This is a genomic window from Pseudomonas sp. SIMBA_068 (assembly GCF_046534705.1).
GTDB classification, from domain to species: Bacteria; Pseudomonadota; Gammaproteobacteria; order Pseudomonadales; family Pseudomonadaceae; genus Aquipseudomonas; species Aquipseudomonas putida.
On the sequence record NZ_JAWRYI010001088.1, the window covers coordinates 1 to 253 of the forward strand.

1 protein-coding gene is annotated in these 253 nt (G+C 53.8%); it reads right to left on the reverse strand.

The window, feature by feature from the left end:
- A partial coding sequence (locus SB756_RS32820; protein WP_410913608.1) for an ABC transporter substrate-binding protein occupies nucleotides 1-253 on the reverse strand: 253 nt, incomplete at both ends.

Genomic DNA, 253 nt, shown 5'->3' on the forward strand with positions numbered 1-253 from the left:
GGACGGGCATTTTTATATTCAGATTGCGGCAGCAGGCGAGCCTGGACGTCCGCTGGCAGCGTCAGATGTTCAGCACGGATAGGACGGGCATAGCCTTTCGCCAGATTGATCTGTCCCTGGTCTGAGAAGATATATTCGCGCGTCAGTTTTGCGGCGTTAGGGTGTTTCGCATATTTGTTGATGACGGTGGTGTAGCCGGAGGTCACGGAGCCATCAGACGGGATAACCACTTCGTAGCGGTTTTTGTCGATCT